The 25174-nt window shown below is 70.7% G+C and carries 20 protein-coding genes and 1 pseudogene; 14 read left to right on the forward strand and 7 right to left on the reverse strand.

The annotated features are described in order from the left end of the window. Nucleotides 1-224: 224 nt before the first annotated feature. Complete coding sequence (locus ACFY3L_RS09745) at nt 225-917, forward strand: permease prefix domain 1-containing protein (protein WP_389320810.1); 693 nt, start codon at nt 225-227, stop codon at nt 915-917. A 3-nt stretch (nt 918-920) separates the two neighbouring features. Here ACFY3L_RS09745 and ACFY3L_RS09750 read toward each other — a convergent pair whose 3' ends face one another. Then, on the reverse strand, nt 921-1253 hold the full coding sequence (locus ACFY3L_RS09750; protein ID WP_389320813.1) for a PadR family transcriptional regulator: 333 nt from the start codon (nt 1251-1253) through the stop codon (nt 921-923). Nucleotides 1254-1451: 198 nt separating this feature from the next. On the opposite strand from ACFY3L_RS09750, the gene ACFY3L_RS09755 reads away from it, so the two are divergent. Further along, nucleotides 1452-2774: a hypothetical protein gene (locus ACFY3L_RS09755; RefSeq protein WP_389320816.1), complete on the forward strand. Its 1323-nt coding sequence runs from the start codon at nt 1452-1454 to the stop codon at nt 2772-2774. Nucleotides 2775-3216: 442 nt separating this feature from the next. On the opposite strand, the pseudogene ACFY3L_RS09760 reads toward ACFY3L_RS09755, so the two are convergent. From ACFY3L_RS09760 to ACFY3L_RS09780, 5 genes and pseudogenes are all read right to left on the reverse strand, one after another. Beyond that, nucleotides 3217-3570 (reverse strand): annotated as a pseudogene (locus ACFY3L_RS09760) (helix-turn-helix domain-containing protein); the annotation flags it as partial. Between the two features lie 224 nt (nt 3571-3794). Beyond that, the gene (locus ACFY3L_RS09765; RefSeq protein WP_389320819.1) at nt 3795-4631 is read right to left on the reverse strand and encodes a hypothetical protein; all 837 of its coding nucleotides are present in this window, start codon (nt 4629-4631) and stop codon (nt 3795-3797) included. A 64-nt stretch (nt 4632-4695) separates the two neighbouring features. Further along, the gene (locus ACFY3L_RS09770) at nt 4696-5580 is read right to left on the reverse strand and encodes a CPBP family intramembrane glutamic endopeptidase (protein WP_389320821.1); all 885 of its coding nucleotides are present in this window, start codon (nt 5578-5580) and stop codon (nt 4696-4698) included. A gap of 5 nt (nt 5581-5585) precedes the next feature. Beyond that, entirely contained in the window at nt 5586-6296 is a 711-nt protein-coding gene (locus ACFY3L_RS09775) for a CPBP family intramembrane glutamic endopeptidase (protein ID WP_389320824.1), read from the reverse strand. A gap of 77 nt (nt 6297-6373) precedes the next feature. Beyond that, the gene (locus ACFY3L_RS09780) at nt 6374-7618 is read right to left on the reverse strand and encodes an Ig-like domain-containing protein (protein ID WP_389320827.1); all 1245 of its coding nucleotides are present in this window, start codon (nt 7616-7618) and stop codon (nt 6374-6376) included. A gap of 438 nt (nt 7619-8056) precedes the next feature. Here ACFY3L_RS09780 and gltB point away from each other — a divergent pair, with 438 nt between their 5' ends. The 9 genes from gltB (at nt 8057) to ACFY3L_RS09825 (ending at nt 21136) form a co-directional block, all read left to right on the forward strand. Next, nucleotides 8057-12625 (forward strand): glutamate synthase large subunit, encoded by a 4569-nt coding sequence (gene gltB / locus ACFY3L_RS09785; RefSeq protein ID WP_389320831.1) that lies wholly within the window; start codon nt 8057-8059, stop codon nt 12623-12625. Continuing rightward, a complete protein-coding gene (locus ACFY3L_RS09790) occupies nt 12618-14090 on the forward strand; it encodes a glutamate synthase subunit beta (RefSeq protein WP_389320834.1) in 1473 nt (490 codons plus the stop codon). The genes gltB and ACFY3L_RS09790 overlap by 8 nt, the downstream gene beginning before the upstream one ends. Nucleotides 14091-14148: 58 nt before the next feature. Continuing rightward, nucleotides 14149-14964, forward strand: coding sequence for a neutral zinc metallopeptidase (locus ACFY3L_RS09795; protein WP_389320836.1), 816 nt, complete (start codon nt 14149-14151; stop codon nt 14962-14964). Nucleotides 14965-15016: 52 nt separating this feature from the next. Beyond that, entirely contained in the window at nt 15017-15421 is a 405-nt protein-coding gene (locus ACFY3L_RS09800; protein ID WP_389320838.1) for a hypothetical protein, read from the forward strand. Further along, complete coding sequence (locus ACFY3L_RS09805) at nt 15421-16584, forward strand: hypothetical protein (protein ID WP_389320841.1); 1164 nt, start codon at nt 15421-15423, stop codon at nt 16582-16584. The genes ACFY3L_RS09800 and ACFY3L_RS09805 overlap by 1 nt, the downstream gene beginning before the upstream one ends. A 5-nt stretch (nt 16585-16589) precedes the next feature. Continuing rightward, nucleotides 16590-17648, forward strand: a complete 1059-nt coding sequence (locus ACFY3L_RS09810) for a S8 family serine peptidase (RefSeq protein ID WP_389321174.1) — start codon at nt 16590-16592, stop codon at nt 17646-17648. A gap of 152 nt (nt 17649-17800) precedes the next feature. Next, a complete protein-coding gene (locus ACFY3L_RS09815) occupies nt 17801-18874 on the forward strand; it encodes a hypothetical protein (protein ID WP_389320843.1) in 1074 nt (357 codons plus the stop codon). Further along, nucleotides 18871-19944: a S8 family serine peptidase gene (locus ACFY3L_RS09820; RefSeq protein ID WP_389320845.1), complete on the forward strand. Its 1074-nt coding sequence runs from the start codon at nt 18871-18873 to the stop codon at nt 19942-19944. Before ACFY3L_RS09815 ends, ACFY3L_RS09820 begins: the two co-directional genes overlap by 4 nt. A gap of 31 nt (nt 19945-19975) precedes the next feature. After that, nucleotides 19976-21136 carry a mechanosensitive ion channel family protein gene (locus ACFY3L_RS09825; RefSeq protein WP_389320848.1) on the forward strand — a complete coding sequence of 387 codons (1161 nt, stop codon included), beginning with the start codon at nt 19976-19978 and terminating at the stop codon, nt 21134-21136. On the opposite strand, the gene ACFY3L_RS09830 is transcribed toward ACFY3L_RS09825, so the two are convergent. Continuing rightward, complete coding sequence (locus tag ACFY3L_RS09830; protein WP_389320851.1) at nt 21111-22214, reverse strand: low temperature requirement protein A; 1104 nt, start codon at nt 22212-22214, stop codon at nt 21111-21113. The genes ACFY3L_RS09825 and ACFY3L_RS09830 overlap by 26 nt on opposite strands. Before the next feature lie 132 nt (nt 22215-22346). Between ACFY3L_RS09830 and pyk the strand changes: the two genes are divergently transcribed. The 3 genes from pyk (at nt 22347) to ACFY3L_RS09845 (ending at nt 25140) form a co-directional block, all read left to right on the forward strand. Beyond that, on the forward strand, nt 22347-23777 hold the full coding sequence (pyk, locus tag ACFY3L_RS09835) for a pyruvate kinase (protein ID WP_389320854.1): 1431 nt from the start codon (nt 22347-22349) through the stop codon (nt 23775-23777). A gap of 109 nt (nt 23778-23886) precedes the next feature. Then, entirely contained in the window at nt 23887-24681 is a 795-nt protein-coding gene (locus tag ACFY3L_RS09840; RefSeq protein WP_389320857.1) for an acyl-CoA thioesterase, read from the forward strand. A gap of 3 nt (nt 24682-24684) precedes the next feature. Continuing rightward, a complete protein-coding gene (locus ACFY3L_RS09845) occupies nt 24685-25140 on the forward strand; it encodes an RrF2 family transcriptional regulator (protein ID WP_389320860.1) in 456 nt (151 codons plus the stop codon). The last annotated feature ends 34 nt before the right edge of the window (nt 25141-25174 follow it).

Genomic DNA, 25174 nt, shown 5'->3' on the forward strand with positions numbered 1-25174 from the left:
GTCGCTGGGTCGTGTACGCCGGGGCTGGCCGGGACGAGCGGTGGTTGGCGCCGCTGGGCGTGCCCGTCGGGGGAGGGCCGGACGAACGGCAGCCGACGCCGCAGAACCGTGCCCATCGGGGAAAGCGGACGAGCGGTGGCTGACGCCGTTGGGGTCGTGCGCGTCGGGGAAGGCGGACGAACGGTGGTTGACGCCGGACAACCACCATGTGGGAACCTTGACCGGTGGACGGGGTGACGCAGGGAGCCGGCCCGATCGACGTCTATGTCGACGGCCTCGCCGCCGCGCTGCGGGGGCCACGCCGGCACCGGCAGGAGATGATCACCGAGGCGCGGGACAGCCTGCTCGACGCCGCCGAGGCGTACGCGGAAGCGGGCCAGGACCCGCTCGACGCGCAGCGCCGGGCCGTCGCCGACTTCGGCACCCACCGGCAGGTCGTGCCCGGCTACCAGACCGAGCTCGCCGCGCTGCAGGGCCGCCGGACCGCGACCTGGATCGCGCTCGTGCTGCCCGTCATGACGCTGCTCGAGCCGCTCATGTGGTGGAACACGAAATGGAGCACCGACGAGCGCGCCAGCCACGTCTACTGGGTGCTCGTCGACCACTTCCAGTACACGTCGTTCCTCGCCGCGGCGGCCGCCGGGCTGGCGATCGTCGGGTTCGGGTGGGGCAGCCGGTTCCTGCGCGACGGCCTGCGGTACGCCCGCCTCGTCGGCCAGGCGACGGTCGTGTTCCTCGGCATGCACGCGCTGCTGGGCCTGACCGTCTTCGGGTTGAGCCTGCACCAGTGGCCGGCCGCCGCGACCTGGCCGCCGGTGCTCATCGGCATGGCCGTCAACACCGCCGCGTTCGGCTATGCGGGGTGCCTCGCGATCCGGTGCGTGTCGGCCACCAGTACACCGGCGGCAATGGCCTGAAGGTCAAGCCGTCGCGGGCGGGGGGAGCAGCACCGCGCCGATCGTGGCGGTGAACTCCTGCCACGCCGACCGCTCCTCGGCCAGGACCTTCTGGCCGGCGCTGGTCAGCCTGTACGTGCGGCGCTCGCGCCCGCCGACCGTGGACCAGGCGCTCTCCACATACCCCGCGCGCTCCAGCCGCCGCAGCGCGGGATAGACCGTGCCCGTCGGGAGCGCCAGCGAGCCACCGCTGCGCTCCTGGAGGGCCTCGATGATCGCATAGCCGTGGCGGGGCTCGCCGTCCAGCACCGCGAGCAGGAGTGCGTCGAGATGCCCGCGCAGCGCGTCCGCCTTCATGTGTAGCGAGTCTACGGGTTTGGCGCCCCCGACGCCATTTCCTGGCACCCCGGCCTGGCCGTTCCCGGCCCCGGGCCTGGCGCTCCCGGCTTCCCGGCTTGCCTGGACGTGGTTTACAGGGAGCGCGTCTGGGAAGACCGCCGTTGGGTGATCGGGTGATCGGGTGACCGATGGTCGGGCCGGAGGTCGAGGAGCGGTATGAGGCGGCGGGTCGAAGCCACGCAGGATGTCGAGGCGTTGTGGCCGAACGGACTGGGCACCACGCTCGCCATCGCGTCGGGCCGGGCCCTCGCGTACCGCAGCGGCGTCGCCCGCCCCGTCATCGCGGCTCCACAATGGACAATGGACCGGTCGGGCCGGATCGGCGCCCCGCCGGGCAGCCGGTCCGACGGTGCAGGCCGGCACGCCCGCCGCGAGCTCGACGCCGAGGACGTCGCCGCGTGGCTCGTCGGCCAGCTCCCCGAAGGCACCTACAACGGTCTCGTCGTCGGCTCCCCGCACGGCGCCGCCGTCCACCTCGCGATGGCCCTGGGCGTGCCGTGGCTGCCGGTCGCGTTCGAGGTGCCGACCCCGGAGGTCGCCGAGGGCGAACGCCCCATGCAGGACGGTGAGCGCCTCGCCCGGGACATCCTCGCGGACAACCCCGACGTCGGCATCCGGCAGGTGTACGACCCGGTGTGGCGGGGCTGGTCCGGTGCCGCCACCGCCTACGCGGTGGTCCGCTGGCGCCGGCTGCCCCTCGCGTACCGCCGGCTCATCGCCGAACGCCTGAACCCCGACGCCCCCATCGTCGTGGTCAGGGACGTCAGCCGCTGGCAGACCTCCGCCGGCGACGACGGCTACAGCTTCCAGCTCGGCAGCCGCGCCAGCGGCCTCGGCCCCGCCGACTACCGCGACGAACGTTCACTGCGCGGCAGGTCTCCCCGCACCGACAGCGACGGCGAGCGTGCCGTCGACCGCGGCCTGGTCGAGGACCTGCGCCGGTACGGCTCAGCGCACGGCCACCCCGTCCGCCAGGTCCTCTACCGCCACCCCGACGTCCTCAGCGGTGCCGTCGCGGACCTGTACCGGGGCTGGCTGCGCGACTGTGACCGCACCGGCGCCCGTCTCGTCGTCGAATGCGGCCGCCTCCTCGACCCCTGGCACGTCCTGCGCGCCGGCCTCGTCCCGTACTGGTGCGAACACCCCCTGCGCTCCGCGGTCCGCGCCCTGTCGTGGTGGCTCGCCGGCAGCGAACCCTTCACCTCCGTCGACGTCTTCGCCGAACCCCCGGGCATGCCCCTGCCGACCGTCGCACGCCTGGAGGAGTGGCAGGCCGTCGCGGCCTTCGCCACCCGCAACGGCCTCGTCGACCGCCGCTGCGCCCGCGCCTACCCCTCGGGCGTCGTGCCGGGCCACCACGCCACCCAGGTCCTGCGGATGCACCCCTACGACCTGCCCTACCTCCCGTTCCTGAACGTCCCGACCGCCCTGGCCGTCATGACCCACAGCGCCCAGACCGACGGCCTCCTGGTCCTCTGACGCCGACCAGCGCGACGAGGGGCGCCTCGCACTGCTCGTGATATTGGATGTGTGGGGCCGGGAGTCGTCGTAGCTTGTGCTGATGAGCAGTGCGGGCCGTGGCCGGTACCGGTGGCGGACGTGGCTTCGGCGACGGCTGCCGTGGTTCCTGGTCGATCAAGGTGTTGCGGACAAAGGGGCGACGGACTGCGGCCGTCATGAGTGGTACAACGCCGACGGTGTCGTTGAGCACTGTTACCACTGCACGGTTGGCCGCCGGCCGTACGACTCGGCGCACTTCGACACGACGGGCTGAGCTCAGGCGGCTTGTGCCAGCGCGGGGCGGCCCCAGCGTTGTCGGCGTTCGCTGCGGATACGGGCGCGTTCGCGGCGTTGGGCTGCCAGGACGTCGGGGTGGCGAGCGTTGGCGTTGCGCCAGCGCAGGTACTGCTGCAGGTCGCCACAACCGTTCCCGTCCCGGATACACCCGCCGGACCCGGTTGGTGGCCAGGTAACCGGCGAGCTTGCGAATGCTCCAGTGCGTGAACGGTGGGCCCAGCGTCTTCGGCCGGGCCTTGGCCGTCTCGACGAGGTAGGTCTCATCGTCGGGACTGATACGACGGGGACGGCCACCCGCCCAGTCAGGGTCCAGCGCCCGCAGCCCGATCTCGTTGAACCGGTGGATCACGTCCCGCACGGTGTCCTCATGCGCGGCGACGAGGCGGGCGATCGCCGGCGCCGGCGTCCCGGACGCGGACGCCATGATGATCAACGCCCGGTGAACCCGGATCGATCCGTGCTTGCCCCGCCGCACGATCTACTGCAGCCGGCGGCCCTCCTCATCGCTCAGCCGCCGCGCTCGGACCGGCTCAGCCATCCACCCACCTCACCCTTCGACAACGAACCTGATCGCTGTCGAGGGTGAGGCCGAACTGTCCCATCCCGGCACACCGCAACCGGCGTGCCACCAACCCGGCGAACGTCCTTGGCCGGCGCACCAGTGGGAGCCGCGGTCCGGTTCGAGGCGAGGGCAGGGCGGGGTCAGGGGGAGTCTTCGGACTTCTCCTTGTTCTTCTGGACCTTGCTGATGACGTCGTGGAGGGGCTTGGTGCCGCTGCCGACGACGATGCCGGTGACGATGGCGTCGATCCAGACGGGGATGCCGTTCCAGTCTTCGCCGGCGATGGAGTGCAGCAGGTACAAGCCGCCTGCCGAGGACGCGACGGTGGCCACGGCGGTGGCGATGCCCCATGAGACGAGGCCGCGGCTGGCTCGGCCCTTCTCCAGCATGGACTTCGCGTGAGCGACCTGGATCAGGTCGTCGAGGGTCGCGTCGTGGTACTTGTTGGCGAGGTTGGCCACGGCGGCCTCCAGCTCGCCGCGGGCGTGCTTGCCGGGCAGGAACCTGGCGAACGGCTCCAGGATCCGCTCGACGGCCGTGGCGAACGCGAACAGCACCGCGAAGAACGTCGTCGCGTCGGGCAGGTGGATCGCCTGAGCGTTGATCTTGTAGTGCCAGAGGGCCCAGGAGCCGAGGCCGCCGGCGGCGACCAGGAGGAACGCCGACACCAGGGACAGCACCGACGCGGGCTGCGGCGGGACCGCGGCGGCCTCGCCGCCCGGCGTGGGCTCGGGCGGGCCGGCCGCGGCGATCGCGATCCCCACCTCGTCGCCCTGCACAGCGCCCTCGGCGCCCGGCGCCGCGCCGGCCTCGGCGCTCGCGGACTGGGTGGAGGCGCCCTGTGAGAACGGGCCGGGCTGGGCGGGCACGTGGGCCCTGCCGACCGCGGGAGCGTCGGCGGCGGGCGTCACCGAAGCGGCCGCGACGACGCGGCTGGAATGGGGACCGAGCACGTTCGTGCGACGGACGAGAGCCATGGCCGAGACGCTAGCGCCGCATCGATCCGCATGCGATACCCGACCGCCGATATCGACCCACTGCTCACTCCGGCATCGCGCTGCGTAACTTCAACGCCCCCGAATCAACCACCTGCGAGGCGGCCGGAGAGGCAACCGGGGAGGCAGCAGGCGAGGCAACCGGGGAGGCGGCAGCAGAGGCGGGCGGGGAAGGCCGGCGTTCGACCCACTGCGCCACCAGCGGCCCGGCGACGAGGGCGGCCGCGTCGAACACGGCATGCACGACGATCGGCGCGAAGAGGCCCCCGGTGAGGTCGTACAGCAGCGTGAAGAGCACCCCGAGCACCGTGGCACCCAGCGCGCCCCGCCACCCCTGGTACAGGTGGGCGGCGCCGAACAGCAGCAGCGACAGTCCCGCGGCCACCCACGCGTCCAGCCCGAGGACCCCGACGCCGGCGGCGATGAACAGCCCCCGGTACACCACCTCCTCGCCGACGCCCACGCTCACGGAGAGCAGGCCCGCCAGCCGGCGTTCGGCCGCCGTGCCCGGCCGCAGGAACCGGACGCGCGCCAGGGTCTCCTCGGCGTTGCGCCGGCCGATCATGCGGGTGCCGTCGCGGCGGGCGCGCGCGAAGCGGGCGTGGTTGACGACCACGATCAGCGCGAACCACGCCGAGACGACGGCCGCGACCACCACATCGCCGGCCCCGATCGGGCGCAGGCCCAGGTCGGTGAGGTCGACGCCGTCCGTCGCCACGACGGCGAACGCGGCCAGCGTCAGCGCGATCGTGGTGATGATGCCGCCGCGGTACAGGCGGATCCTGCCGCCCGGGGTGGTGACGAGACGTTCGCGGGCGGCGCGGACCTTCGCCGTCGCGGCGCGGATGCCGCCGGCGGTGGTCACGAGTGCGACGAGCAGCACCAGGGCGGTGTCGGCGATACCGAACCGGGGGGTGACCCATTCGAACATGTCGTTCATGATGCGGCCGCCCGCCGGGCGAGCAGCGCCGGGACCAGCAGCAGCGACACCAGGTCCACCGTGATGTGCAGGGTGATCGGCACGAGCAGGTTGCCGGTCAGCGCGTACAGGGCGGTGAACACGACCGCCGCTCCGGTGGTGGCGACCACGCCCCGCAGGCCCTGGTAGCGGTGGCCGAGCCCGAACAGCACCGCGGAGAGGGCCGCCGCCGCCCACGCGGGGAGGCCGAGCACGCCGGTGCCGGCGGCGATGAACAGGCCGCGGAACACGATCTCCTCGCCGGTCCCGGCGGCGACGGCCCCGGCGGCCGCCCAGCGGCGCTCCGAAGGCGTCGTGGGCCGCAGGAACGCGAGCGGGTCGTCGTCCGGGCCGAGCGGGCCGGCGCGGACGGTCAGCACCGCGGCGGTGCCGGCGGCCGCGGCGGACAGGGTCAGCGCGGTCGCGGCGTCGCCGAGGGTCACGGGGCGCAGGCCGAGGTCGGCGAGGGCCAGGCCGGGGCCGACGAGGACCGCCTCGAGGGCGATGAGGGCGGTCAGGGTGTTCGTCGCCGCCGACCGGCGGAACGCCGCGACGAGGCCACCGGCGGCGATCCGCGCCCGCATCCGGTCCGGTGCCGCCCGCAGGACCGTGACGGTCAGGACGGCGAGCACCAGCACCGTGAGGATCACCTCGGCGGCGTGGAACGTCGGGTCGATCCAGTCGAGCACGGCAGCCATGATGAGACAGCGAAGGGGCCGCTGTCAGCCCACCGTTTCGGTGGGCTGACAGCGGCCCCTTCAACGCGTCACGCGGAGGGCGACACGGTCACCGAAGGACTGGCGCTCGGGTCCGCGGCCGGCGCGGCGGCCGGCGGCGGGAGGGCGCTGCCCTTGACGTACTCGTCCCAGGTCTTGTCCCAGTCGGTCCAGCCGTTGCCCCAGGCGAGCTTGCGCGGGGTGTTCTTGACGATGTGGACGTCGCCGATCTTCGTCAGGTCGAACAGGAACTTCGCGTTCTTCTGCGAGACGTTCGTGCAGCCGTGCGAGACGTTGCGCTTGCCCTGGTCGCCCTCGGACCACGGGGCCGCGTGGATGTACTCGCCGCCGCTGGTCATGCGCTGCGTCAGGTACACGGTCTCGCGGTAGGGGTCGGACGGGTCGGTCGACACGAACAGCTCGGACTGCTGCTTGTCCATGATCACCATGGCGCCGCTGGAGCTCGGCGTCTTGGCCTTGCCGAGGCTCACCGGGATGGTCTTGATGACCTCGCCGTTCTTCTCCACCGTCATCTGGTGGGTCTTGTCGTCGGTGACCATGACGATCTTGTCACCGATGGTGAAGTTGGTCGTGACGTCCTTGGTGCCCCAGCCGGTCTTCGTCAGCTGAAGGCCACCCGTCGCCAGGCGGACGCTGACCTTCGTGCCGGTCTGCCAGTACTCCTTCGGGCGGAAGTGCACCTCGCCGCCGTTGAACCAGTACCAGGTGCCGACCTGCGGAGGCGTGCTGGTGACGAGCAGCCGCTTCTCGACGCTCGCCCGCAGCTCCTGCGGGACGCTGGAGCCGAAGCGGACGACGATCGGGATGGCCACTCCGTAGACCTTGTTGTCGGACAGGGCGGTCGACACGTTGACCGTCTTGCCGGGCTTCGCCATGGTCGTGAACGTGACCTTCTTCCCGGCGCTGTCGCCGGCGGAGGTCACGGTCGCCGTGTACTGCGTGCCGTATTTGAGCTGCTTCGCCGGGATCCAGGTCGAGCCGTCGGAGCGCAGGCCGCCGTCGACCGTCGCACCGGAGGCGTCCGTCAGCGTGACCGACGCGTTCGCGCCGGGCGCCGCCTGCAGGGCCAGCTCGGTGGCGGTGGAGACGCCGGTCGCGCCGTCGGCGGGCGCGGTGAGGGTCGCGGTTGGCTGCGCGGCGGACGCGGAAGCCGAGGGGCCGCCGGCACTGGTGCTGTCACTCCATTTGGGCTTGTCGTCGGCGTTGCAAGCAGAAAGGGCGATCAGGCCGGCAAGAGCGGTGATCGTGGCCAGTGCGCGTGCGGAGACTCCCATGTCCACACCTCCTTCGTTGGGCTAGCGTTGTTGGGGTTGAGCATGCGCCGATTGCTACGCCGGTGTATCCCACGTTTGTGCCACCCGGTTCAATCCCCGGTGCAGCTGGCGGTCGTACTGGTGGCGGGCGATCTTGCCGTGCATCATCGTAGGAAGTAACGGACAGCCTGAGCCATCCGCTCCTTGGACGTGTTCCAGACTGTTGGAGGTTGCGTCCCGATTCGGTAACGGACCCGCGCAGCGCCCCCACCTGCGGCTCGTGGGATTTGTCACGATCCCGCGTGTAGGTCGTCCGGCGCGCAGACGGTACGTTGGTCGGCATCGCGCGTGGCGGCCGGTCGGGACAACACATGAGGATCGCGCCGCAATCTTCGCGTACACTGGCAAGACTGCTTTGTAAGCTGTTTTTAGGGCCGACGTTGTCCCGACTCGCAATCGATGACGTCAGGAGGCCCGATGGGTTACCCGGGACCGCAGCCGCAGGGCCTGTACGACCCTGCTTTCGAGCACGACGCCTGCGGGGTCGCGTTCGTGGCCGATATTCACGGCCGCCGGTCTCATGACGTCGTGCACAAGGGGCTGTCCGCGCTGCTGCGCATGGACCACCGAGGTGCCCGCGGCGCCGAGCAGAACACCGGCGACGGCGCCGGCATCATGATCCAGATCCCGGACGCGTTCCTCCGGGACGTCACCGCGGACGCCGGGATCGACCTGCCGCCCGCCGGCTTCTACGCGACCGGCCTGGCGTTCCTGCCCGTCGACGACGAGGCCGCCCAGCGCGCGATGCGCGTCCTGGAGAAGTACGCCCTGGTCGAGGGTGCCCACGTGCTCGGCTGGCGCGACGTCCCGACCGACGCCTCCGACCTCGGCGCGACCGCGCTCGCCGCGATGCCGCGCATCAAGCAGGTCTTCATCAGCGCGGAGAAGCTCGGCGCGCCCGGCGCCGTGCTGTCCGGCCTGGACCTGGACCGGGTCGTCTACTGCGTGCGCAAGCAGACCGAGCGGGAGACCCGCGAGCGCGGCATCCAGCTCTACCTGCCGTCGCTGTCCTCGCGCACCATCACCTACAAGGGCATGCTCACCCCCGACCAGGTCGTGTCGTTCTTCCCCGACCTGTCCGACGAGCGCGTCACGTCGGCGATCGCACTGGTCCACTCCCGCTTCTCGACCAACACGTTCCCGTCGTGGGAGCTGTCCCACCCGTACCGGCTGATCGCCCACAACGGGGAGATCAACACCATCCGGGGCAACCGCAACTGGATGGCGGCCCGCGAGGCCCTCCTGGCGACCGAGAACCTGCCCGGCAACATCCGCCGGCTCTTCCCGATCTGCACGCCCGAGGCATCCGACTCCGCCAACTTCGACGAGGTGCTGGAGCTGCTGCACCTGGCGGGCCGGAGCCTGCCGCACGCGGTGCTGATGATGATCCCCGAGGCGTGGGAGAACGACCCTCGGATGGACCCGCTGCGCAAGGCGTTCTACCGCTTCCACGCCTGCCTGATGGAGCCGTGGGACGGCCCGGCGAGCGTCGCCTTCACCGACGGCACGGTCGTCGGCGCGGTCCTGGACCGCAACGGGCTGCGCCCCGGCCGCTGGTGGCAGACCGCCGACGGCCTCATCGTGCTCGCCAGCGAGGCGGGCGTGCTCGACCTCGACCCGGCGACGATCGTGGCCAAGGGCCGCTCGGCGCCCGGCAAGATGCTGCTCGTCGACACCGCCGCCGGCCGCATCAAGACCGACGACGAGATCAAGTCCGAGCTGGCGCAGGCCGAGCCCTACGAGGACTGGCTGCACGCCGGGCTCATGGACCTCGACTCGCTGCCCGAGCGGGAGCACGTCGTCTACACGCACGACTCCGTGCAGCGCCGCCAGCAGACCTTCGGCTACACCGAGGAGGAGCTGAAGATCCTCATCGGCCCGATGGCGCGGACCGGCGCCGAGCCGCTGGGCTCGATGGGCACCGACACGCCCGTCGCCGTGCTCTCGACCCGGCCGCGGCTGATGTACGACTACTTCACCCAGCTCTTCGCCCAGGTGACGAACCCGCCGCTGGACGCGATCCGCGAGGAGATCGTCACCAGCGTCGCCGCGACCATCGGCCCCGAGGGCAACCTGCTCAAGCCCGGCCCGGCGTCCTGCCGGCAGATCGCCCTGCCGTACCCGGTCATCGACAACGACGACCTCGCGAAGCTGCTGCACATCGACGACGACGGCGACCTGCCCGGCTTCAAGGCGGTCCGGGTCTCCGGCCTGTACCCGATCCGCGACGGCGCGACCGGTCTCAAGCGGCGCCTCGTGGAGATCATGCGCGGCGTGTCCGAGGCGATCGAGGACGGCGTGCGGGTCCTGGTTCTGTCCGACCGCGACTCGACCGTCGACCTGGCGCCGATCCCGTCGCTGTTGCTCACCGCCGCCGTGCACCAGCACCTCGTGCGCGAGCAGACCCGCACCCAGGTGTCGCTGGTCGTCGAGTCCGGCGACTGCCGCGAGGTGCACCACGTCGCGCTGCTGTCCGGGTTCGGCGCTTCGGCGGTCAACCCGTACCTCGCCTTCGAGAGCGCCGAGGACCTCATCGCCACCGGCGCGCTGCCCGGCGTCGACCCGGAGAAGGCGATCTACAACTACGTCAAGGCGCTCGGCAAGGGCGTCCTGAAGATCATGTCGAAGATGGGCATCTCGACCGTCAGCTCGTACTGCGGCGCCCAGGTCTTCGAGGCCGTCGGGCTCGACCCGCGCCTCGTCGAGCGGTACTTCACCGGCACCCCGAGCAAGATCGGCGGCATCGGCCTCGCCGAGATCCACGCCGAGATCGCCGCGCGGCACGCCCGCGCCTACCCGGCCAACGACGCCGAGCGGGCGCACCGCCGGCTCGAGGTCGGCGGCGAGTACCAGTGGCGCCGCGAGGGCGAGCTGCACCTGTTCAACCCGGAGACGGTGTTCCTCCTCCAGCACGCGACCCGGTCCAAGCAGTTCGACGTCTTCCGGCGGTACACCGCGAAGGTCGACGAGCTGGCGGGGCAGGCCGGCTCGCTGCGCGGCCTCTTCGAGCTGCGCACCGGGGTCCGCCCCGCCGTGCCGATCGAGGAGGTCGAGCCGGCCACCGAGATCGTCAAGCGCTTCGCGACCGGCGCCATGTCCTACGGCTCCATCTCCATGGAGGCGCACGAGACCCTCGCCATCGCGATGAACAACATCGGCGGCAAGTCCAACACCGGCGAGGGCGGCGAGGACCCCGAGCGGCTGCACGACCCGCGCCGCCGCTCCGCCATCAAGCAGATCGCCAGCGGCCGCTTCGGCGTGACCACCGAGTACCTGGTCAACGCCGACGACCTGCAGATCAAGATGGCCCAGGGCGCCAAGCCCGGCGAGGGCGGCCAGCTGCCTGGCAACAAGGTGTGGCCCTGGATCGCCAAGACCCGCCACGCCACCCCCGGCGTCGGGCTGATCTCCCCGCCGCCGCACCACGACATCTACTCCATCGAGGACCTCGCCCAGCTGGTCTTCGACCTGAAGAACGTCAACCCGGCGGCCCGCGTCCACGTGAAGCTGGTCTCCGAGGTCGGCGTCGGCACCGTCGCCGCCGGCGTGGCGAAGACCAAGGCCGACGTCATCCTCATCTCGGGCCACGACGGCGGCACGGGTGCCTCGCCGCTCAACTCGCTCAAGCACGCCGGCACGCCGTGGGAGCTCGGCCTCGCCGAGACCCAGCAGACGCTGCTGCTGTCGGGGCTGCGCGACCGGGTCAGCGTCCAGGTCGACGGCCAGCTCAAGACCGGCCGTGACGTCGTCATCGCGGCGCTGCTCGGCGCCGAGGAGTTCGGTTTCGCGACCTCGCCGCTCATCGTGTCGGGCTGCATCATGATGCGCGTCTGCCACCTCGACACGTGCCCGGTCGGCATCGCCACCCAGAACCCGGCGCTGCGCAAGAAGTTCACGGGCTCGCCCGAGTTCGTCGAGAACTTCTTCTGGTTCATGGCCGAGGAGGTCCGCGGCTACCTGGCCGAGCTGGGCTTCCGCACGCTCGACGAGATGATCGGCCACACCGAGCTGCTCGACGTCCGCTCGGCCGTCGACCACTGGAAGGCCGGCGGGCTCGACCTGACCCCGCTGCTGCACGTGCCTCCCCTCGCCGACGACGCGGCCCGGCGCCAGACCACCAAGCAGGACCACCGCCTGGAGCGGGCCCTGGACAACCAGCTCATCGCCGCGGTCACGCCCGCCCTCGACGAGGGCACGCCGATCAAGCTGGAGATCGCCGTCCGCAACGAGCACCGCTCCGTCGGCGCGATGCTCGGCGGCGAGATCGTCCGCCGGGTCGGTGGCGCGGGCCTGCCCGACGACACCGTGGACGTTACGTTGCGCGGCACCGCCGGGCAGTCCTTCGGTGCCTGGGTCCCCCAGGGCGTCACCCTCCGGCTCCTCGGCGACGCCAACGACTACGTCGGCAAGGGCCTGTCCGGCGGCAAGCTCGTCGTGACCCCCGACCCGACCGCCACGTTCGTCGCCGAGGAGCAGATCATCGGCGGCAACACGGCCCTGTACGGCGCCACCGGCGGCACCCTCTTCATGCGCGGCAAGGCGGGGGAGCGGTTCGCGGTGCGCAACTCCGGCGCGACCGCCGTCGTCGAGGGTGTCGGTGACCACGGCTGCGAGTACATGACCGGCGGCACCGTGGTCGTGCTCGGCCCCACCGGGCGGAACTTCGCCGCTGGTATGTCGGGTGGCGTCGCGTACATCTGGAACCTCGACCCCACGCTGGTCAACGCCGAACTGGTGGACCTGGAGCCGGTCACCTCCCCGGCGGTGCTGCGCTCGCTGATCGAGTCGCACCTCGCCGAGACCGGATCGGCCGTGGCGCGGCGCGTGCTGGACAACTGGGACGAGTCGGTGCTGTCCTTCACCGAGGTCGTGCCGCGCGACTACAAGCGCGTCATGGAGGCCAAGCGGGCCGCCGAGGCGGCCGGCCGCGATGTCGACGCGGCGGTCATGGAGGTGGCGCGTGCCTGACCCGAACGGCTTCATGCGGTACGAGCGGCGCCTGCCCGCCCGTCGCCCCGTCCCGGTCCGGCTGCGCGACTGGCGCGAGGTGTATCCGCCTGCGTCCGACGCGCTGATCGCCGAGCAGGCGACCCGCTGCATGGACTGCGGCATCCCGTTCTGTCACAACGGCTGCCCGCTCGGCAACCGCATCCCCGACTGGAACGACCTCGTCCGCACCGGCAACTGGGACTTCGCCATCGAGGCCCTGCACGCGACGAACAACTTCCCGGAGTTCACCGGGCGGCTGTGCCCCGCGCCGTGCGAGGCCGCGTGCGTCCTGTCGATCGCCGGCGGCCAGCCCGTCACGATCAAGCAGGTCGAGGTCGAGATCATCAACCGCGCGGTCGCCGCGGGCCGGGTCACCGCCCGTCCCGCGCCCGAGCGGTCCGGCAAGAGCGTCGGCGTCGTCGGCTCGGGCCCGGCGGGGCTCGCCGCCGCGCAGCAGCTGGCCCGTGCGGGTCATGACGTCGTGGTGTACGAGCGGGACGACGCCCTCGGCGGGCTCCTGCGGTACGGCATCCCCGACTTCAAGCTGGAGAAGGGGCACATCGACATGCGGCTGGACCAGCTGCGTGGCGAGGGGGTCCGCTTCGAGACGGGCGTCAACGTGGGCGTCACCGTCTCCGTCGCCGACCTGCGGGCCCGCCACGACGCGCTGCTGCTCGCCTGCGGTGCCCTGGCCGCTCGCGACGTCGAGATCGAGGGTCGCGCGCTCTCCGGGGTACACCTGGCGATGGAGCACCTCGTCGAGGCCAACCGGGTCGTCGCCGGGCGGGTGCCGTCCGCGTCGATCTCCGCCTTCGACAAGAACGTGATCATCATCGGCGGCGGCGACACGGCGGCCGACTGCCTCGGCGTCGCGCACCGGCAGGGCGCGAAGTCCGTGCTGCAGCTCGACCAGTACCCGGTGCCGCCGGCCGTCCGGGACGAGTCGCGCGACCCGTGGCCGACATGGCCGTGGATCCTGCGCGACTACCCCGCGCACGAGGAGGGCGGCTCGCGCGCCTTCGCGGTCGCCGTCACCGCCTTCGAGGGCAACGACGACGGCGACCTCACCGGCGTGCGCATCGCCGAGGTGCAGGTGTCCAGAGTGGACGGCCAGCGGGTCGTCACCGAGATCCCCGGCACCGAGCGGCTCTACCCCGCCGACATGGTCCTGCTCGCGATCGGCTTCGAGGGCACCGAGCCCGGCCCGCTGCTGACCAACCTCGGCCTGACCCGCAACCGCCGCGGCGGCATCGACACCGGCGCCGACTGGCAGACGTCCACGCCGGGCGTCTTCGTCGCCGGCGACATGCACCGGGGCGCGTCGCTCATCGTCTGGGCCATCGCCGAGGGCCGTTCCGCGGCGGCGTCGATCCACGCGTACCTCGGCGGCGACGGCACCCTGCCGGCTCCGGTCGAGCCGAGCGCGGTGGCCCTGACCGCCTGACGGGTTGCTAATCGGGAGCGGTCCTGTTCGCGGGGCCGCTCCCGGGTACCCCTCGGCCATGAAACGCCCGCTCATCCTCTCGCTGCTCTTCGTGGGCCTCGCGCTGTGCTCCTCCTCGGCCGCGCTGCTTCCTTCCTCAGCGGTACTGGCCGACACCACGCCTTTCTGGGCGCCGACCATCCCTGCCGCGCCGCCGTTGCCTTCTTCACGCCCTACGTATTCGCCTCCTTCGTATTCGCCTGGTTATACGCCTGGTTATACGGCGCCTACGTACTCCACCTCGCCGCCGCCGCGGGCCTCGGCGCCCGACTCCACGTTCGCCACCGACGTCCGGATCGCGGTGAAGGTCGTCGAACGCTACTGGAGCTCCAGGATCGTCGGCTTCAGGCCGGTCTCGCGCATCGTGCCCTACCGCGTCGACGGCGAGGTCATGTGCGGCCACCAGCCGATCCCGACCCAGAACGCCGCCTACTGCCCCATCGGCGACTTCATCGCGTACGACGTGAACTGGTCGCAGGAGGTCTACAAGGACCTCGGCGACGCCTTCGTCTTCTACCTCCTCGGCCACGAATACGGCCACGCCATCCAGCAACGCCTCGGCATCGACTACGCCTTCACCATCTACCAGGAGCTCCAGGCCGACTGCTTCGCCGGCGCCTACATCGGCGACTCCATCAAGGTCGGCGACTTCACCCTCGAAGACGGCGACCTGGACGAACTGCGCAACGGCCTCCTCTCCGTCGCCGACCCCGACGACGAGCCCTGGTTCCAGGAAGGCGCCCACGGCTCAGCCGCCCAACGCACCGGCGCCTTCTTCGACGGCTACAACCAGAGCCTCGACGCCTGCGACATGCCCGCCTCCTACCACGGCTGATCCTGCGGTACCGTCACGTCTGTCAATTGCACATCGTGGCGGGGAGGACGCGGTGAGTGATCATGTGGCGGGGTTCAACGTCGATCTGGAGGCGGTCCGGTCGTTCGGAGCCGGCCTGCGGGCCGACCTGAGCGGGCATCTGTCGCCGGAGCACGACCAGATCCTGCGCACGTTCGTCGACACCCCGACGTTCGGGACCCGCACGGCCAGCCCGGACGTGCAGGCCGCGGCGACGGTGTACCACCGGAAGCTCATCGAACTGCTCGACCTGATGGACGCGTTCGTCCACAACGGGTCCGTGTTCGTGCAAGCAGCCGAGGAGGTCGTGGCAGCATACTCCCACGCGGACACACTCACCGGCGACGAGTTCAAGGCCGCGCTCGCCGTCGCCTCGACCAAGGTCGACGACGCGCTGTGGGCCGCCCAGCGCGACTCGAGGACTGGCAGGTCACTCTGATGGCCGAGTCGTACCAGCGATGGCGCCTGCCCCAACTCTGGGAGATGCTTGCCGCCGACGACGCCGAGCACGCCCACCTGCACCTGGCCACCCTGCGCCGCCAGCAGACCGCCCTGGAAACCCAGCGCGACCGCCTGCGCCTCCTGCGAGACCACCTCGCCGAAGGCTGGCCACCAGAGAAGAGCGAAGCGGCAACAATGTTCCTCCAGCGGCTCAACGACATGCTTGACGCGTTGGCCGCAACAGCACGGGGCGCCGCCGATGTCCGGGTCGCGGTAGCGCTGATTGTCAATGCGATCGAGGACGCACGGCATCAGTTGGCGCCGTTGGTCGAGCGGTATGCGAAGGCCGAGGCGGTTGTCGACCCGCGGGTTTCCCAGAAGGCGAAGAAGGTGCTGGACCAGGAGGCACGCCAGATTCTCATCTCGGCGGACGGCACGGTGCGTGACGCGAACATGGCGTTGCAGGTGGCGCTTCCCACGTATGCGCGGATCAGCATGCTGACGGACGTCCCGCCCGCGAACGGTGGCACCGATGATGTGGCTGGCGGACGTGGTGGCAACGGAGTTGGTGGTGAGAATCGAGCCTGGGAGCGCTTGGGCGAGTTGCGTCCGCCGCGGTTTGACCCACCCGCTCCTGTCACCGCCGACGTCGCCGGCGACGACGTCGTCCTTGCCGAAGAGCCAGGCGAAGTGCAGGCGAACGGCTTGCGCCCGGGTGGCACGGGAATGGGTTCTTCAAACGGTGTGCCACCACTCGGTTCGCTTGAGATGAATCCGGTCGTTGGTCGAGTCCTTGGTGTCGGACCAGTGAGTGGAATGCCTGTGTCCGTGAACGATGGGATGGTCCGAGGCGTCGGTGGGGGAGCGATGCGGGGACTCCCGGGTGGGGTGATCGGCGCTGCACCGCCGACGTCAGCGCGCGGTGGCGTCATGCGCCCAACTGCGGCATCGGCGCGGTCCGCGCCTGCTGGGGTTCGTCCGTCCGGAGCGGGTCGACATCAGGACCGATCATTCGAGGAGTACGTCGCGCGGCGGCGGGCGCAGGACACGGGGCATGACGAGCAGTGGGCGGTGAATCAAGGGGTGACGCCGCTGCTTGAGGCGCTGCCGCCAGTTCAGACGCATGACCCGGGACCGGGTGTGATTGGGCTCGATCGTTGAACCGGGTGTTCCGGTCGATTGCCGTCATCGCGGTGACGACGGCGACGCTCGCCTCGCCGGTTCCCGCCTTCGCGGACGCCATTCGCGACAGGCAGTGGCACTTGGCCTCACTTGGCGTCCTTGATGCTCATCGGTGGAGCCTCGGCGAAGGAGTGCTTGTCGCAGTGACGGACACCGGTGTCGACGATCGTCGTGGCGAGTTGGCCGGTGCCGTGATCGAAGGTAAAGAGTTCGGCGAAGGCGCGTCAGGCAACGGGAAGGCTGACACCGACGGGCATGGTACGGCGATGGCCGGCCTGATCGCGGGACGCGGCCTTGCGAATGGCAATGGCATCCTCGGCATCGCTCCGAAGGCGATCATCCTGCCGGTGCAGACGATTCACAGCGAATTCGGGGGCTCTCCGACGAACCTCGCAGCGGGTATCGAATGGGCGGTCTCGCAGGGCGCGAAGGTCATCTGCGTGGCTGCCGTCACCGGTGAATATCCGGAAGTGCGTGTGGCGATTGAGCGCGCGATCAGGGCGGATGTCGTGGTGGTGGCGGGGGTTGGGAACACGCCGAAGAACAAGCAGGTGGGGTTTCCGGCGAAGTTGCCCGGGGTGGTGGCGGTTGCCGGGACCGACAAGGACGGGAACCATGCGGCGGTCTCCGCTACCGGGCCGGAGGTGGTGTTGGCGGCTCCGGCGGTGGACATCGTTTCGATCGGGGCGTTCGGGAAGTACGTGGCCGGGGACGGAACCAGCAATTCGACGGCGATTGTGGCGGGGGTGGTGGCGTTGGTACGGGCGAAGTTTCCGCAGCTGTCGGCCGTGGAGGTGGTGCGGCGGTTGACGGCTACCGCGACGGATCGGGGGAAGCCGGGACGGGATGAGGAGTTCGGGTTCGGAATTGTCGATCCGGTTGCGGCGTTGACGGCGGCGGTTCCGAGTGCGTTGCCGTCGGTGTCTGCGTCTGAGGTGGGGGTGCCGGAGGAGCGGGCGGGGTGGTCGGGGGTTGTGTGGGGGGTTGTCGGTGGTGGGCTGCTGCTTGTGTGTATAGGACTGCTGGTCAGGCGGCGGCGGTAGGGGGCGCCACGCTGTGCGGGTGGTGCGAATCAAGTGGCGTTGTGAGCGATTGAATGTGCGGTACCGTCACGGTTGTCTATTGCGCATCGTGGCGGGGAGGACGCGGTGAGTGATCATGTGCGGGTTGCGCGGTGTGTGATGGGGCCGGGCTGATGGTTGAGACGTACAAGCGGTGGCGGGTGCCGCAGTTGTGGGAGATGGTGGCGGCGGACGACGAGGCCGATGCTCACCTGCACCTGGCGACGCTGCGTCGTCAGCAGACCGCGCTGGAAACCCAGCGCGACCGCCTGCGAATCCTGCGGGACCAGCTCGCCGAAGGCTGGCCGCCAGAGAAGAGCGAAGCGGCAACGACGTTCATTCAGCGCATCAACAACATGATCGAGGCCATGTCGTTGGTTGCGAGTGGGGCGGCGGAGGTTCGCGTCAACTTGAACTTGATCGTCGAGGCGATCGGGAAAGCGCGCGGTGAACTGGAGCCGCTTGTCGAGGAGTACCGGCTGACGGCCAAGGTGCCGGATCAGCGGATCGGGCAGCAGGCTCGCGGCCTGCTCGACGAGCACGCTCGTCGCATTCTCATGAACACGGACGCTGCCGTTGCGGAGCCTGCGGCTGGGCTCGATGTGGTTCTTCCCGAATACCAGCGGATCAGGTTGGCGACCCAGATCGTCGACGTGCCGATCGCTTCCGGCCAGCCGAAATCGGGCGGCCGGGCGGGCGGGGGAGGGGGCCGGTTGATCAGCGCCGGGTTTCCACCTCCGCGATTCGATCCGCCTGGGCCGACGGTCGGCTCGGAGACGGTCGGCTCCGAGACGGTCGGCTCGGAGCGGGACGACGCTGTTGGGTTGGCCGGAGGAAGCGTCGGTCAGCCGGCGCCGGGTGGTGTGGTGGTCGACGCGGCCGGGCCGGTCAGCCGGGCGGAACGTGCTGCCGTGCTCGGTCCTGGCCGCGTGCTGGGCGCGAATCCGTTCACCGGACTCGCCGCGCCCAGTGGTAGCGGTGGAGGGTCCGTCACGAGCGGAGCGGCCGGTGGGTCGACCGGAGCTCGTGGACCGGTCGCGCCGCCGATCGGCCGGGCCGGGAGCTACCGAGACCCCGAGACGGTCAGCCGTCGACGTGGCGAACAGGGCGAGTCGTGGTCGGTGCCCGATGGCGTGAGTCCGGTCATTCAGCCGCCCGCGACCTGGCCTCACGAGCCGGGACCGGGTGTCATCGGGATCGATCGTTGAGCGCGATCCGTTCGGTGGTCGCCGGTTGCCTCGCCGTCGTGGTCGTCGGCATGTCGGCGCCGGCTCCCGCGATGGCTGACAGCATCCGTGACCGGCAGTGGCATCTGGCCGCGCTGCGGATTGCGCAGGCGCAGCAGCTCAGCACGGGCGCAGGGGTCTTGGTCGCCGTTCCGGACACAGGTGTCGACGACCGTCATGGCGAGCTGGCGGGTGCCGTGGTGCCGGGAAGGGTGTTCGGTGAGCAGGCGAAGGGGGACGGCAAGGCGGACACGGACGGGCACGGAACGGCGATGGCTGGTCTCATCGCCGGGCGTGGGCTGCCCGACGGTGCCGGCGTGCTTGGTATCGCACCGAAGGCGATGATCCTGCCGGTGCAGACGGTCTACGGGGGTTTCGGTGGATCTCCCGTCAACCTCGCGGACGGCATCGCCTGGGCAACCTCGCAGGGTGCGAAGGTCATTTGTGTCGCGGCCGTGACGAGCGAATATCCCCAGTTGCGGGAGGCGATCGCCGCCGCCGTCAAAGCCGACGTCGTCGTGGTGGCGGGGGTCGGCAACACGCCGAAGAACAAGCAGGTTGGCTTCCCGGCGAAGTTGCAGGGTGTCGTGGCGGTGGCGGGGACCGACAAGGACGGCAACCATGCCTCGATTTCGGCGACTGGGCCCGAGGTGGTGCTGGCGGCGCCGGCGGTGGACATCGTTTCCACCGGGGCATTCGGCAAGTACGAGACGGGGGATGGGACGAGCAACTCGACAGCCATTGTCGCTGGGGTGGTGGCGTTGGTGCGGGCGAAGTTTCCGGGGCTGTCTGCGGCTGAAGTCATCCGTCGGTTGACGGCGACTGCTACCGATCGGGGGAAGCCGGGGCGGGATGAGGAGTTCGGGTTTGGGATTGTCGATCCTGTGGCGGCGCTCACGGCTGAGGTGGCGTCGGGTGGGCCGCAGGTGTCGAGTGCGCCGGAGGGTGGTCGGGGGCGGGAGCCGGGCGGCGGTGGGGTCGGGTGGGTTGTGGTGGCGGTGGCGGTGGTTGGTGGGGTGGTTGGCTGGTTGGTGCGACGCAGGACACGTTAGGCGGCCAGGGGGCCCGGGTACCTAGCGCCGAATGCGAGACACGCTCATCGACACGCTCAAGCCGCTGGGGATCGCGCTCGGGGTGGCGCTCGTTGCGTTGGTGCTGGTGCAAGGGGTGCACCTGATTCTGCTGTGGGTGGGGCGGCGGTCGGGGTTGCTGACCGAGCTGGCGACCAGGGCGCACCGGCCGGCGCAGTGGGTGGTGGTGCTGTCGGCGATCTACTTCGCGGTTCGCGGGACAGCGCACGAGGCGGACTGGCGGCAAACGTTCCTGCACGTGGAGCAGCTGCTCATCATCGGTACGGTGGCATGGCTGGTGGCCGGGTTGCTGGTGGTGGCCGAGGACGCGGCGCTGGCGCGGTTCAGGACGGACGTGCCGGACAACCGGCAGGCGCGGCGGGTGCACACGCAGATCGTGATGATCCGGCGGGTGACGGTGGCGACGATCGCCGTGATCGCCGGTGGGGTGATGCTGATGACGTTCCCGCAGGCGCGGATCCTCGGCACCAGTTTGCTGGCGAGTGCCGGGTTCGCCGGCATCATCGCGGGTCTGGCGGCGCAGAGCGTGCTGCGGAACCTGTTCGCCGGGCTCCAGTTGGCGTTCAGCGACGCGGTGCGGCTCGGGGACGTCGTGATCGTCGAGTCGGAGTGGGGGCGGATTCAGGAGATCACGCTCTCGTACGTCGTGGTCCACGTGTGGGACGACCGGCGGCTGATCCTGCCGACGTCGTACTTCACGGAGAAGCCGTTCCAGAACTGGACACGGACGGAGGCGGCGCTGCTCGGGGAGGTCATGCTCGACGTCGACTGGTGGCTGCCGGTGCCGGAGGCGCGGGAGGAGCTCCGCCGGGCGCTGGAGTCGACCGACCTGTGGGACGGGCGGGTGTCGGTGCTGCAGGTGGTGGAGGCAACCGGCACCGCGATGCGGCTGCGGGCGCTGGTCAGCGCGACCGACGCGCCGAAGCTGTGGGACCTGCGGTGCTTCATCAGGGAGCACATGGTGACGTGGCTGCGTGACGCGCACCCGTCGTCGCTGCCGCGGATGCGGGCGGAGTTCACGTCGGCGCTGCCGTTGCACGCGACGCTGACGGGGCAGACGCACACCGCGGACGGCGACGCGCGGCTCTTCAGCCACAGCGTCGACGGCCGGGCCCGCGCGGAAGCCTTCACCGGCGGCGAGCGCGAGCACTGACGGAGAGGCGCCGGCCGGTGCGTGGGCGCAGCAGGATCAGCCGGGCCGCTACCAGTACAGACGCCACCAACGCCGTCACGATCAGCGACGGTCCGACGAAGGTGGCGGCCAGGACCAGCACCGCGGCCGTGGGCTCCAGCCAGGTGCGCGGGCGGATGTGCAGGAACCACAGCGCCATCAGCAGCGTGGCGACCGGGATGGTGACGGACGCGCCGGAGAGTTCCGGCCGGTCGACGATGACCGCGATGCCCGCCCCGATCGCCGCCGCCGACGCGAACACGACGTAGTGCCCGTATCCCCACACGAACGCGTGCCGGTTGTCGACGAGGAGCCGGTGGGCGGGCTGGTCGAAGTACAGCCACCAGAACGCGAACACGATGACCAGCCCGCTCGCGGCCACCCACCACAGCCGGTCCTGCACGAAGCCCGCCTGCACGGCCACGGTCGTGGACAGCACGATCTCGCCGAGCACGATGATGAACAGCAGCCCGTAGCGCTCGGCGATGTGGTGCGGGTGCCACGGGGTGGGGTGGTAGCGCTCGGCCCACATGGGCACGGCCAGCTCCGCGGCGACCATGACGGCGAACAGCACCAGGTGCAGGGTGCCGTGGGCGAGCAGAATCAGCGACCAGCCGACCATGCAGGCCGTCACGCCGAACGCCATCCGGCGGGCCGTGCGGCGGGTCTCGTCCCGGTAGGACGCCCTGAGCCACTGTGTGACCAGGGCGGCGCGCATGATGACGTACCCGACGGTGACGGTGCCGAAGTCCCCGTGGAACGCGTCGGTGACGCCGGCGGCCAGGACGAGCACCCCGGCGATCTGCACGAGGGTCGTCAGCCGGTACGCGACGTCGTCGGTGTCGTACGCGGACGCGAACCAGGTGAAGTTCATCCAGGCCCACCAGATGGAGAAGAACACCGCCAGGTAGGCGACGACCCCGTGCGCCCCGTCACCCTCAGTGATCGCGTGATGCAGCAACTGCCCCGCCAGCGCGATGGCGACCACGAAGCACAGGTCGAACAGCAGCTCGAGCGGCGTCGCGACCCGGTGCGGCTCGTGGGTGTCACGGATGTCCATCGGCCGGCGCCACTGGGAGCTGGATGACATCGTCCGGATATCCCCGGGAACGGCGGGTTTACAGCATCTCAACTGATGGCGCCACCGTGGGTCGGACGAATCGTCACGGGGCGGAGGGGCTAGCCTCAACGTGTGACTCGACGCGCAAAAATCGTCTGTACGCTCGGACCCGCCACATCGTCGCCCGAGCGGATTCGCGGCCTCGTCGACGCCGGGATGGACGTCGCGCGGCTCAACTTCAGCCACGGCAGCCACGAGGACCACGCCGCGGTGTTCACCCTCGTCCGTGAGGCCGCCGCTGCCGCCGGCCGTTCCGTGGGCATTCTCGCCGACCTCCAGGGTCCCAAGATCCGGCTCGGTCGCTTCGCCAACGGACCGCACGAGTGGCGCACCGGAGACACGGCCGTCATCACCAGCGACGACATCGTCGGCACCGCCGACCGGGTCTCGTGCACCTACACCAAGCTGCCGCAGGAAGTGAAGGCCGGCGACCGGCTGCTGATCGACGACGGCAAGGTCGCCGTCGAGGTCACCAGCGTCGAAGGCAACGACATCACCGTCCTCGTCACCGAGGGCGGCATGGTCTCCAACAACAAGGGCGTCTCACTGCCCAACGTCGCGGTGAGCGTCCCCGCCCTGTCCGAGAAGGACGCCGAGGACCTCCGGTTCGCGCTGCAGCTCGGCGCCGACTGGATCGCGCTGTCGTTCGTGCGTTCGCCCGACGACATCAAGCTCGTCCACGAGATCATGGACGAGGAGCGGGTGCACCGCCCGGTCATCGCCAAGGTCGAGAAGCCGGAGGCGGTCACCGCCCTCGAGCAGATCGTCGCGGCCTTCGACGGCGTCATGGTCGCCCGCGGCGACCTCGGCGTCGAGATGCCGCTCGACCAGGTGCCGCTCGTGCAGAAGCGGGCCGTCCAGCTGTGCCGCGAGTCGGCGAAGCCGGTCATCGTCGCCACGCAGATGCTCGACTCCATGATCGAGAATGCCCGCCCGACCCGCGCCGAGGCGTCCGACGTCGCCAACGCCGTGCTCGACGGCGCCGACGCCGTCATGCTCTCCGGCGAGACCAGCGTCGGGCGCTACCCGATCCTGACCGTCACCACGATGGCCCGGATCATCGCGACCACCGAGGGCGGCTCGCTGTCGGTGCCGCGGCTGCAGCACGACCCCCGCACCCGCGGTGGCGCGCTCACCTCGGCCGCGTCCAACATCGCCCGCAACATCGGCGCGAAGGCGCTCGTCGCCTTCTCGCAGACCGGTGACACGGTGCGCCGCCTCGCCCGGCTGCACTGCGAGCTGCCGCTGCTCGCGTTCACGCCCGAGCCGACGGTGCGCAACCAGCTGGCCCTGTCGTGGGGCGTGCAGACGTTCGACGTGCCGTTCGTCCAGCACACCGACGAGATGTTCCAGCAGGTCGACATGGCCATGGTCGGCCTGCCCTGGCTCAGCGCCGGTGACGACGTCGTCATCGTCGCGGGCTCCCCGCCCGGCACCCCCGGCTCGACCAACACGCTGCGGGTCCACACGCTGGGAGCACTGTCACACGACCAGAGCGAGTAGGAACCTCTAGATTGCAGGAGTGGACGAGCATGCTACTGGACAAGCGGCGGTAGACGCCCTCGTCCGACTCCTTGACCTGGAAGCACTGGGGGACGACCGGTTCCTGGGCATGAGCCCGCCGGTCGGCCCCCAGCGTGTCTTCGGCGGGCAGGTCGCCGGCCAGGCGCTCGTGGCCGCCGGCCGCACCGTCGACCCGGAGCGCCAGGTGCACTCGCTGCACGGCTACTTCGTCCGCCCCGGCGACTCTGCCGAGCCCATCACGTACGCGGTGGAGAACATCCGCGACGGCCGCTCCTTCTCCGTGCGCCGCTCCGTCGCCCAGCAGCACGGCAAGGTCATCTTCTTCATGTCGGCGTCGTTCCACGTCTCCGAGGACGGCCTGGACCACCACGAGGCCGCGCCCGCGCCCGCCGACGTGCCCCCGCCGGAAGAGGTGCCGACCGTGGCGGAGCGCCTCGCCAAGTACCCGGAGCGCGCGGGCATCTGGTCGATGATCCAGCGCCCGATCGACGTGCGCTACGTCGGCGAGCCCGGTTGGGTCCGCCCCGGCGACCGCCCCGCCTCCCCGACCCAGCGCGTCTGGATGCGCCTGGACGGCAAGCTCCCCGACGACCCGCTGCTGCACGCGTGCGCGCTCACGTTCGCCTCCGATCTCACCCTGCTGGACACGGTGCTCGCCGTGCACGGCGCGGTCTGGGGCCCCGGCGGCTTCGTCGGCGCCAGCCTCGACCACGCCCTGTGGTTCCACCGCAGGTTCCGCGCCGACGAGTGGTTCCTCTACGACTCGGTCAGCCCGTCGGCCTCCGGCGCCCGCGGCCTCGCCACCGGCCGCATGTTCACCCGCGACGGCCGCCACATCGCGACCGCCGTGCAGGAAGGACTGTTGCGACGCGTGGGAGGATGAGTCATGCGCCTTTCAGCCCGGGTCGACTATGCCCTCCGCGCGGTGGCGGAGCTGGCGTCCTCGGCCGGTGACGGCAAGCTGGTGACCGCCGACCGTCTCGCGTCGGCCCAGCAGATCCCGCCCAAGTTCCTCGAGAGCATCCTCCTGCAGCTGCGCCGTGGCGGCGTCGTCGTCGCCCAGCGCGGCCCCGAGGGCGGCTACCGGCTGGCCCGCCCCGCCGGCGAGATCAGCCTCGCCGAGATCATCCGCGTGATCGACGGCCCCCTCGCCAACGTCCGTGGCCAGCGCCCCGAGGAGCTCGGCTACCACGGCGCCGCCTCCGCACTGCAGGACGTGTGGATCGCCCTGCGCGCCAACGAGCGCCTCATCCTCGAAACCGTGACCATCGAGGACGTCGTCACGGGCGAGCTCCCCGAGCGCGTCCGCGACCTCGTGGCGGACCCGCGCGCCTGGGTCTGACCCTCCCCGATTGCTGCTCCATGATCCGGAAGAC

This window comes from Dactylosporangium sp. NPDC000521, from assembly GCF_042898305.1.
Lineage (GTDB): Bacteria > Actinomycetota > Actinomycetes > Mycobacteriales > Micromonosporaceae > Dactylosporangium.

What these genes read in the sequence shown, in the direction of transcription:
- ACFY3L_RS09770 (WP_389320821.1), bottom strand. Translation starts at nt 5,580, where the DNA reads ATGTTCGAATGGGTCACCCCCCGGTTCGGTATCGCCGACACCGCCCTG.
- ACFY3L_RS09825 (WP_389320848.1), top strand. Translation starts at nt 19,976, where the DNA reads ATGCGAGACACGCTCATCGACACGCTCAAGCCGCTGGGGATCGCGCTC.
- ACFY3L_RS09805 (WP_389320841.1), top strand. Translation starts at nt 15,421, where the DNA reads ATGGCCGAGTCGTACCAGCGATGGCGCCTGCCCCAACTCTGGGAGATG.
- ACFY3L_RS09755 (WP_389320816.1), top strand. Translation starts at nt 1,452, where the DNA reads ATGAGGCGGCGGGTCGAAGCCACGCAGGATGTCGAGGCGTTGTGGCCG.
- ACFY3L_RS09840 (WP_389320857.1), top strand. Translation starts at nt 23,887, where the DNA reads ATGAGCCCGCCGGTCGGCCCCCAGCGTGTCTTCGGCGGGCAGGTCGCC.
- gltB (WP_389320831.1), top strand. Translation starts at nt 8,057, where the DNA reads ATGACGTCAGGAGGCCCGATGGGTTACCCGGGACCGCAGCCGCAGGGC.
- ACFY3L_RS09795 (WP_389320836.1), top strand. Translation starts at nt 14,149, where the DNA reads ATGAAACGCCCGCTCATCCTCTCGCTGCTCTTCGTGGGCCTCGCGCTG.
- ACFY3L_RS09750 (WP_389320813.1), bottom strand. Translation starts at nt 1,253, where the DNA reads ATGAAGGCGGACGCGCTGCGCGGGCATCTCGACGCACTCCTGCTCGCG.
- ACFY3L_RS09845 (WP_389320860.1), top strand. Translation starts at nt 24,685, where the DNA reads ATGCGCCTTTCAGCCCGGGTCGACTATGCCCTCCGCGCGGTGGCGGAG.
- ACFY3L_RS09780 (WP_389320827.1), bottom strand. Translation starts at nt 7,618, where the DNA reads ATGGGAGTCTCCGCACGCGCACTGGCCACGATCACCGCTCTTGCCGGC.
- ACFY3L_RS09765 (WP_389320819.1), bottom strand. Translation starts at nt 4,631, where the DNA reads ATGGCTCTCGTCCGTCGCACGAACGTGCTCGGTCCCCATTCCAGCCGC.
- ACFY3L_RS09830 (WP_389320851.1), bottom strand. Translation starts at nt 22,214, where the DNA reads ATGGACATCCGTGACACCCACGAGCCGCACCGGGTCGCGACGCCGCTC.
- ACFY3L_RS09815 (WP_389320843.1), top strand. Translation starts at nt 17,801, where the DNA reads ATGGTTGAGACGTACAAGCGGTGGCGGGTGCCGCAGTTGTGGGAGATG.